This window comes from Streptomyces sp. NRRL F-5755, assembly GCF_001279365.1.
Classification (GTDB): domain Bacteria; phylum Actinomycetota; class Actinomycetes; order Streptomycetales; family Streptomycetaceae; genus Streptomyces; species Streptomyces rimosus.
Genome location: NZ_LGCW01000024.1, coordinates 20,038 through 28,510, shown reverse-complemented (window position 1 = coordinate 28,510; position 8,473 = coordinate 20,038). Strand labels below are relative to the sequence as shown.

Genomic DNA, 8,473 nt, shown 5'->3' with positions numbered 1-8,473 from the left:
GCGGTAGAGGGGTTCGGGGAGGGATGGATCGGTGGGGGACGCTGCGTACGCCTTCGGGTCGATCTTGGTGCAGGCCGAGCGGACCCAGGCGTTGATCTTCGCGGTCTCGGAGGCGGGGGCCTTGCCGCCGGTGGCCACGGAGGGGTTGAGCAGGGCGAAGCGCAGTTGGCCCGAGGCGACGAGGTGCCGGTACTCGGCGAGCGTGACCGACGTGGCCATCCCGGCGAAGCCGCCGAGCGGCAGGATCGGCAGCCCGGTGTGGGTGATCGCCCGGGAGCGCGCCCAGCCGCCGTCGGCGGAGAGGGTGTACGTGGCGTCGCCGTTGTGCCGCCGGACGTAGTCGAGCAGGCGCTTCTGCCCGGTGGTCAGCGGTGCCTGCGACATGTCGTACGAGGCGCCGCCCGCCCCGCCGTACACCGCGCTGCCCGGTGCGCCGCCGCCGGCGCTCTGGCCGCCGGGCCCCGCGTGCGCCTCGAACGACGAGCCTGCGTATTGGGGGTCCAGTACGGACAGTGACCAGGCCGCCGGGGCGGCGAACATCGCGAGGCAGGCGGCGGCCAGGCTGGTCACGGCGAGCGGCCGCAGGCGGCGGCCGGTGGCGCGGCCGTACGACAGGAGGCCCGGAACGGCGACGAGCGTTGCCACGGCGATGAGCGGGATCAGCCAGGGGACGAAATCCGGGTGGCCGGAGGCGATGAAGGACGCCCAGGCGGCTTCGGCCAGGAGAGCGAGGGGCAGGAGCAGGCGCGCGGAGCGGTTCGCGGCGGTGCGGTGGACGCGCCACAGGGTCACCGCTCCCGCCGCGGCGAGGGCCGCCAGGGCGGGGGCCAGCCCGGCCACGTACGCGGTGTGCGGGATGTCCACCACGCTCAGCACGACCGCCGTGGTCAGCAGCCAGGCGCCCCACATCAGGTAGCCGCCGCGCAGCCGGTCCGTACGGGGGCGCCTGCCGCGCAGCACCAGGCCGTGGACGAGGCCGAGCACGGCAAGGGGGTAGAGCCAGCCGATCTGAGGGGTGAAGCGGGAGGTGAGCAGCTTGTACCAGGTGTTCTTCTCGCTGCCGAGGCTGACCATTTTGCGGGTGTGGGGGGTGGTCGGGGGTGTGGTGCTCTTGGTGGCGTCTTTAGCGGCGCTTTCGGTGTCGCTCTTGGTGGCGGGGCCGTGGGCGGTGCTGGGGCCCGGGCCCGTACGGGCAGCAGGCCCGCCCGGCCCTCCGGGCCCGCTCTCCGCCGGCCGGCTGAAGCCGTTGTACTCGAAGACCATCGACCAGGCGCTGTTGTTCGTCGAGCCGTCCGCGTACGGGCGTACGTCCTTCGGCGTGAATGTCATCAGCAGTACCCACGAGAAGGACACCGCGAACAGCACCACCCCCGAGGTCAGCAGGTGGCCGATGCGGGTGCGCAGGGTGACGGGGCCGGTGATGAAGTAGCCGATGGCGAGGGCGGGGACGATGAGCCAGCCCTGCATCATCTTCGCCTGGAAGGCCAGCCCGACCCATACGCCCGCCCACACCAGCGAGCGCAACCGCGCGCCGCCGACCGCGGCCTGGTACCGGTCGACGGCCAGCAGCAGGCACATGAACAGGGCCGCGTCGGGGATCGCGTGGCCGAACATGGAGGCGGTCACGGGGGTGAGGGTCAGCAGTCCGGCCGCGAGGAGACCGGCCGCCGCGCCCTGCCAGCGCCGTACGACGCGGTACATGACCAGGACGGATACGACGCCCTCGATGCACTGCGGCAGCGTCAGCGCCCAGGCGTGGAAGCCGAAGACGCGGGCGGAAAGGGCCTGCGGCCACAGGAAGCCGCCGATTTTGTCGAGGGTGATCGTCGCTGTCGGGTCGTACGCGGTGAACAGGAAGGCTTTCCAGCTCTCCGTCATGCTGCGGGCGGCGACCGAGTAGTACGGGGCCAGGCCGCTACTGGTGATGTTCCACGCGTACAGCAGTCCGGCCAGCGCGGCCACGCCGAGCAACGCGGGCCGGGCCCACGGGGGTTGGTCCTCGGGGGAGCGCCAGAACTCGTGACGGCGGCGTGGCCGTCGGCCGCCGGTGGCGCGTAACGGTGTGTGCCGGGCGGGGAACGGGAGCGTTCCGGCACCGGGCGAGGCGGGGGAGGTGGGGGAGACGCGAGAGGCGGAGAAAAGGGGCAGGCTGAAGGGCGGTTTGGCGGCCATAGGGGAAGCCAGCTCTCGGATCGGTGCGGGGGAGAGGAGCGAAAGGGGGAGCGCCGGGAACGGGTCAGTTCTCCGGGTTGCCGAGCAGCAGCAGGTAATAGTCCAGGTGCTTCTGGCAGAACGTGCGGAACGGCTCCATCAGCGGATCGGTGTGGTCGGTGGCCTCTTTTCCGAAACGCTGCTGTATGGCGTCCCGCTGCTCCTTGTAAAGGACGGCCATCAGTTCGCCGCACAGTGCGACGTTCGACGTCATGTTCTGCACCCGTACGACACGGAAACCGGATTCCTCGATCTCGCCGAGCAGTGTCGCGAAGGCGGTGGGCGGCGGGGAGGCCCACAGCCGGGTGAAGGCGTCCACCTCCTCCTCGGCGGGCGTGCCGCGCCGGGCGAATTCGGTCAGCAGCAGATGGCCGCCGGGGCGCAGGACGCGCCGGGCCTCGCGCAGGCCGGCGGGCCGGTCCGACAGGTGCGGGAAGCAGTCGATCGACCAGGCCGCGTCGAAGGAATCGTCCGCGAAGCCGAGCCGCATCGCGTCGCCGTACGCGAAGTCCACCCGCCCGGCCAGTCCCGCGGTGCTCAGCCGCTCCTCGCAGCGGGCGAGCTGGGCCTTGCTGACGGTGATGCCGGTGACCCGGCCGCCGGTGCGCTGCGCCAGCCGGATCGCCGGGCCGCCGGTGCCGCAGCCGATGTCGAGCAGGCGGGCGTCGTGCGGGAGGCCGCCGCCGGTCAGCACGTCGGCGAGGAATTCGGTCTGCCGGTCCTGGGCGAGGTCGGACAGCTGGAGGAGGGAGGTGACGGGGGTGCGCTCGCCGTGCGGTACGTACATGCCGACGTGCAGGGCGCTGCTGCCGAGCACCATGGCGAGCAGATCGCCGTACCGGTCGTACATGGCGCCGACTTCTTCGGGAGCCGGTGCGGGGGCGCCGCTCGTGCCGTTGTCAGCCACTGTCATGGAAGTCCCCTCGGCGGCGGATGGTCGGGCAGGGAATCGGAAGGACGCAAGCACCCGGTGTGCACCGAGTGCACTTCTGCTCCCTGGACGCTAGCACCGGAAAGGACGGAACGGGCGTCTTCCATTCCGCAAGGAAAGGAACCGGACAGGTAATTCAAGATCGGTGGGAGTGGGACCCGTTCGCGCGATGGTGATCGGCGGTGCGGCGCCGATGAGTTTCCCATGAGAAGAGCATGAAAAGGGTGAGAAGAAAGCCCGGGGTATATCGCTCTCTGCATAATGTGTGCGTCAATGGTCGAGCCGTCCCCGGAAACGGGAGTTCCCGGGGAACAACCCCCGTGTGCGGTGCCTGCCGTCCGGAGGACGGGGCGACGGCCCCGTCCTCCGGACGGCGTGTGCGCGCTGCGGCCCGGGAGGGCGCGGGCGGATCAGCTCGACTGCGCCTCGTCGTAGAGGTTTTCGGCGTCGTCACCGAAGTACGGCCCGAACATCGTGTTGGGCAGGAAGGTGTAGCCGAAGCTGTTCACCGAGGACTGCAACCCCGCGCCGGTGGCCTCGTCGAACTGGGTGAACCAAGGGCCGCCGCTGGAACCGCCGGTCATGTTGCAGGACATGCCGTGGTCCGTGGAGAACAGCGGGTCCTTGATGGTGTTGCCGCTGCAGTAGATCAGCTTGCTGCCGTCGTACGGCGCGGCGGCCGGATAGCCGAAGGCGTACATCGGCTTGTTGTAGCCGGTGTTGAAGGCCAGTCCCTGGCCGCCGACGGCGTCGGTCAGCCGCTGCCCGCCGACCGGGGCGACGACCGCGGCGCCCACGTCGTAGTTGATGTCCTCGCTCGCCGTCCACTGCGGTGTGGAGAGGGTCTTGGACGCGGGCCACTTGCCGTACGGGGCCTGGCCGTCGTGGTAGCCGGGCACGAAGACCCAGTCGGTGTGCCAGGCGCCGTTCAGCTTCACACAGTGCCCGGCGGTGATCACCGTGCTCTTGTTCGCGCTGGTGACGGCGTTGCCCGAACAGGAGGCGGTACGGCCCTGGTAGGTGAAGAACACGCGCCCCGCGGTGTTCGTCACCGCGCCGCCGCCGGTCCACGGGCCGCCCGCCTGCGGGAAGGACTTCGGGGCGGGCGCGGCCGCGCCGGTGCCGGGGAGGGTGGGGCGTACGGTGCGCTCGGGGCCGCGCCGTACGGACGGGGACGCGGTGTCCGCCGCCTTGCCGGAGCGCCGCGCCGACGCCTCGGTCCCGGCGGACAGCAGGTCGAGCGGGGTGGCCTCGCGCATCCGCTCGGCCGTCCAGAAGTCGGCGGCGGCGGACGGGGAGGAGGCCGGCCGCGAGCTGGCGGCGGCAGCCGCGCCGGACGTACCGACCGCCCCGGCCGGGCCGGTCTGCAGAGCCGAGACGAGCAGGGCGCCGGCGGCGGTCAGGGCACCGGCGACGGCACGGGCCGCGCCGCGCCGACGGGCGCCGGGGGAGGTGCTGACGATTCGTCTCACGCGTGACTCCTTCTGCGGGGCCGCGTGGCGAAGCGCGCGGCCGTCGACTACAGGCCGCGGGTTCCGCGGCCCGGCAGATGAGCGGTGCGGATGGACGTGCGTCAGGAAGAGTCCCACCGGACGCGCCGTCTGTCAGGAGCGCGTCGCGGGGAAGTCCGGAAGGCGGCCGGTGGCCGGCGGGGCGCCCGGCGGCCCTCAGCCGCGGCCGATGTACGGCATGGCCGTCGCCATCACCGTCGCGAACTGCACGTTCGCCGCCAGCGGCAGCTGCGCCATGTGCAGCACGGTGCGGGCCACGTCCGCCGCGTCCATCACCGGTTCGACCGCTGTGGTGCCGTTGGCCTGGAGGATGCCGGTCTGCATCCGGCCCGTCATCTCGGTGGCCGCGTTGCCGATGTCGAGCTGCCCGCAGGCGATGTCGTACGGGCGCCCGTCCAGGGACAGCGACTTGGTCAGGCCGGTCATCGCGTGCTTCGTGGCGGTGTACGCGACGGAGTGCGGGCGCGGCGCGTGCGCGGAGACCGAGCCGTTGTTGATGATGCGGCCGCCGCGCGGGCGCTGCTCCTTCATCGTGCGGAAGGCGGCCTGGGCGCAGAGGAACGCGCCGGTGAGGTTGGTGTCGACGACCGTGGTCCAGTCGGCGTACGACAGTTCGTCGAGCGGCACCGGCGGGCCGAACGTACCGGCGTTGTTGAACAGCAGGTCCAGCCGGCCGAAGCGGTCGCGTACGGCGGCGAACAGGGCGTCCACCTCGTCGGGGCGGGTCACGTCGGACGGTACGCACAGGGCGGCCGCGCCGGGGGCCGCCTGGCGGGCCGTCTCCTGGAGGGCTTCGGCGCGCCGTCCGGCGAGCGCCACGGACCAGCCGGCCCCGGCGAGGGCCAGCGCGACGGCGCGGCCGATGCCGGAACCGGCGCCGGTGATCAGGGCGGTCGGGGCGGGGGCGGTGCCTGGGGTGTCGGGTGTCGTCATGGCGGCAGGGTAGGGCGCGGGGCGTACGGCTCACTCTGCCCCTGCGGCCGTACGGCTCAGCCCGCCCCCTGGAACCCCTTGAGCACCGCCGCCTTGGCCGTGGCGAACTCCTCGGCGGTCAGGATGCCGTCCTTGTGGAGTTCGCCCAGTTCCCGCAGGCGCCGCAGGAGGACATCGGCGTCCTCCCCGCCGCTGCCGCCGCCCGTTCCGGCCGCCTTTTCCGGAACAGGAGTCACATCCGGCACCGCGCTCCCACCCGACGGATGCGGCAGCCGCACCGCCACCGCCGCCGCGAGCAGCGCCGTCTGTCCGCTCTCCTTCTTGAAGCCCCACAGCTCGATGGCGTTCGGGTCGTGCTCCGGCTTCGCCTTCGGTGCCTCTCCCTTGGGACGGAAGCGCAGATAGCCTGATTCCAGGCCGACGGCGGGCCGCCACTCCACGCTCTCCAGGTCGGCGAGGGAGTAGACACGGGCGCCCGCCTGCTTCTTGCTCTCGCTGGTGTTCCAGCGCCATTCGACGCGCACCGTTTCCCCGTCGAAGGTCGCCGTCCCGTCCACGCCCGCGGCGGACAGCGGCACGGCGGGCCCCGGCAGCAGGTAGCGGTCGACGGGCCCGGTGTCCACCTGGTCGAGCAGCAGGGCCTGGCGCACCTCGTCGGCGAAGTACTCCGCGACGCCGGTGCGGTCCGGGTCCACGGCGACCTGGTACGGGCCGGCATCGTCCGGCAGGCCGCCGCCGGTGACGTACAGCAGCGGGTCGGCGCCGTCCCGCAGCCGCAGGCGCAACCGGCCGCCCTTGCGCCCCGGTTCGTACGCGACGCCCGCCAGGGCCGTGAGCGGTACGCAGATCTCGCCGAGATCCTGCCGCAGCCGGTGCACGCCGCGCTCCCGCCCCGGCACGATCCGCACCTGCTCGCCGTCGAAGGACCACGTGCCGTCGCGTCCCATCAGTTCAGCCATGCCCCGAATCCTACGGAGCGGCCGGGCGGGCGGCGGACGGCCGTGCTCGTACGGTTCCGCGGGGCTTTGTCCGGCGGCGTCCGAACCGGGCGCAGAGATCACCGGTTTGTCATGTGTGCGTCGAGCGTGCGACAGCGGTACGCCGTCCTCCGCCCCTCCAATCGCTGGTGACAACACCGGCCGGCCCAGGGAGGGGCAGATGGCCCGTCAAGGTCAGTACGAGCAGGACGCGCGGCCCGCACAGGGGCCCCAGGGCGCACCGCACGGCCAGGAGATGCGGGACGCCGCCGCGCGGCTCGCCCGGCGCCGCTTCCTCACCGGCACCGGGGCCGCCGCCGCGCTGGCCTTCGCGGCCAACCTGCCGGGCACCGGCGTCGCGTACGCCGCGGCCGAGGCCGACGCCCGCAAGATCACCGAGAACCCCTTCACGCTCGGTGTGGCCTCCGGCGACCCGCTGCCCGGTTCCGTCGTGCTGTGGACCCGGCTCGCCCCGAAGCCGTACGAACCCGGCAGCGGCATGCCCAAGGCACGCGTCCAGGTGCGCTGGGAGGTCGCGTACGACGAGCGCTTCCAGCGCCTGGCCGGGCGCGGGAAGGCCGACGCGCACCCGGAGTTCAACCACGCCGTGCACATCGAGGCCACCGGCCTGGCGCCGGACCGCGTCTACTACTACCGCTTCCGGGCCGGCAACTGGATCAGCCCGGTCGGCCGCACCCGTACCGCCCCCGCGCGCGGCGCGAAGAACAACGAGCTGCGGCTGGGCGTCGTCTCCTGCCAGGCGTACCACGACGGCTACTACACGGCCCACCGGCACCTGGCCAAGGAGGACCTGGATGTGGTCTTCCACCTCGGCGACTACCTGTACGAGTACCCGGTGGACGCCGTGGGCGGCGCCCGCAAGTACACCGACCGCAAGCTGCCCGCGCGCTTCAACCGCGAGACGGTGACGCTGGAGGACTACCGGCTGCGGTACGCGCTCTACAAGTCCGACCCCGACCTCCAGGCCGCGCACGCCGCGCACCCGTTCATCGTCACCTGGGACGACCACGAGGTCGAGAACAACTACGCCGACGACATCAGCGAGAACAACGACCCCAAGGGCGAGTTCCTGCTGCGCCGGGCCGCCGCCTACCGCGCGTACTGGGAGAACCAGCCGCTGCGCCGCCCGCAGCAGCCGCACGGCCCGGACGCCCAGCTCTACCGGCGTATCCACTTCGGGCAGCTGGCCCAGTTCGACGTGCTGGACACCCGCCAGTACCGCTCCGACCAGGCGTACGGCGACGGCTGGCGCACCCCGGGTCCCGAGTCCACCGATCCCAGGCGCACTCTGACCGGTGCGAAGCAGGAGCGCTGGCTGATCGACGGCTGGCGGTCGTCCTCCGCGCTGTGGAACGTGCTGCCGCAGCAGGTCACCTTCTCCGAGCGCCGCAACGCCACCGGCCCCGGCTACAAGCTCAGCATGGACTCCTGGGACGGCTACGCGGCCTCCCGCGAGCGGGTGCTGAAGGGCGCGGAGGCGGCGGGCGTGGACAATCTGGTCGTGCTGACCGGCGACGTGCACGTGCACTACGCGTTCGATGTGAAGCGGGACTTCAGGAACGAGAAGTCACGCACCGTGGGCGTGGAGTTCGTGACCACCTCGATCGCGAGCGGCGAGGACGGCGCGGACAAGCCCGCCAACTGGGGCACGTACATGGCCGCCAACCCGCACATGAAGTTCTACAACGGCCGCCGCGGCTATGTGACGGTCACGCTGGACCGGGAGAAGGCGCGGGCCGACTTCCGGACGGTGTCGGCGGTGACCAAGCCGGGGGCGCCGGTGAGAACGGCGGGGTCGTTCGTGTCCGAGGCGGGGGACCCGGGGCTGAAGCCGGCCTGATCGCCGTACGGCAGAGGGGCCCGCGTCCGGTCGTAGGACCGTGGACCCC

Annotated in this window: 6 protein-coding genes; 1 reads left to right on the top strand and 5 read right to left on the bottom strand. The window is 72.2% G+C overall.

Annotated features, from left to right (window positions below; translation table 11 throughout):
- The 5 genes from ADK86_RS04655 to ADK86_RS04635 all read right to left on the bottom strand — a co-directional run.
- On the bottom strand, positions 1 to 2,172 hold a 2,172-nt coding region (locus ADK86_RS04655), incomplete at its 3' end, for an ArnT family glycosyltransferase (RefSeq protein ID WP_078951811.1).
- 64 nt (positions 2,173 to 2,236) lie between these two features.
- Positions 2,237 to 3,124, bottom strand: a complete 888-nt coding sequence (locus ADK86_RS04650; RefSeq protein ID WP_053695417.1) for an SAM-dependent methyltransferase — start codon at positions 3,122 to 3,124, stop codon at positions 2,237 to 2,239.
- 428 nt (positions 3,125 to 3,552) lie between these two features.
- The gene (locus ADK86_RS04645) at positions 3,553 to 4,614 is read right to left on the bottom strand and encodes a trypsin-like serine peptidase (protein WP_053695416.1); all 1,062 of its coding nucleotides are present in this window, start codon (positions 4,612 to 4,614) and stop codon (positions 3,553 to 3,555) included.
- A 195-nt stretch (positions 4,615 to 4,809) separates the two neighbouring features.
- Entirely contained in the window at positions 4,810 to 5,586 is a 777-nt protein-coding gene (locus tag ADK86_RS04640) for an SDR family oxidoreductase (RefSeq protein ID WP_053695415.1), read from the bottom strand.
- 56 nt (positions 5,587 to 5,642) lie between these two features.
- Positions 5,643 to 6,545: a DUF4429 domain-containing protein gene (locus tag ADK86_RS04635; RefSeq protein ID WP_053695414.1), complete on the bottom strand. Its 903-nt coding sequence runs from the start codon at positions 6,543 to 6,545 to the stop codon at positions 5,643 to 5,645.
- A gap of 274 nt (positions 6,546 to 6,819) precedes the next feature.
- On the opposite strand from ADK86_RS04635, the gene ADK86_RS04630 reads away from it, so the two are divergent.
- Entirely contained in the window at positions 6,820 to 8,424 is a 1,605-nt protein-coding gene (locus ADK86_RS04630) for an alkaline phosphatase D family protein (protein WP_053695423.1), read from the top strand.
- Positions 8,425 to 8,473: the final 49 nt, after the last annotated feature.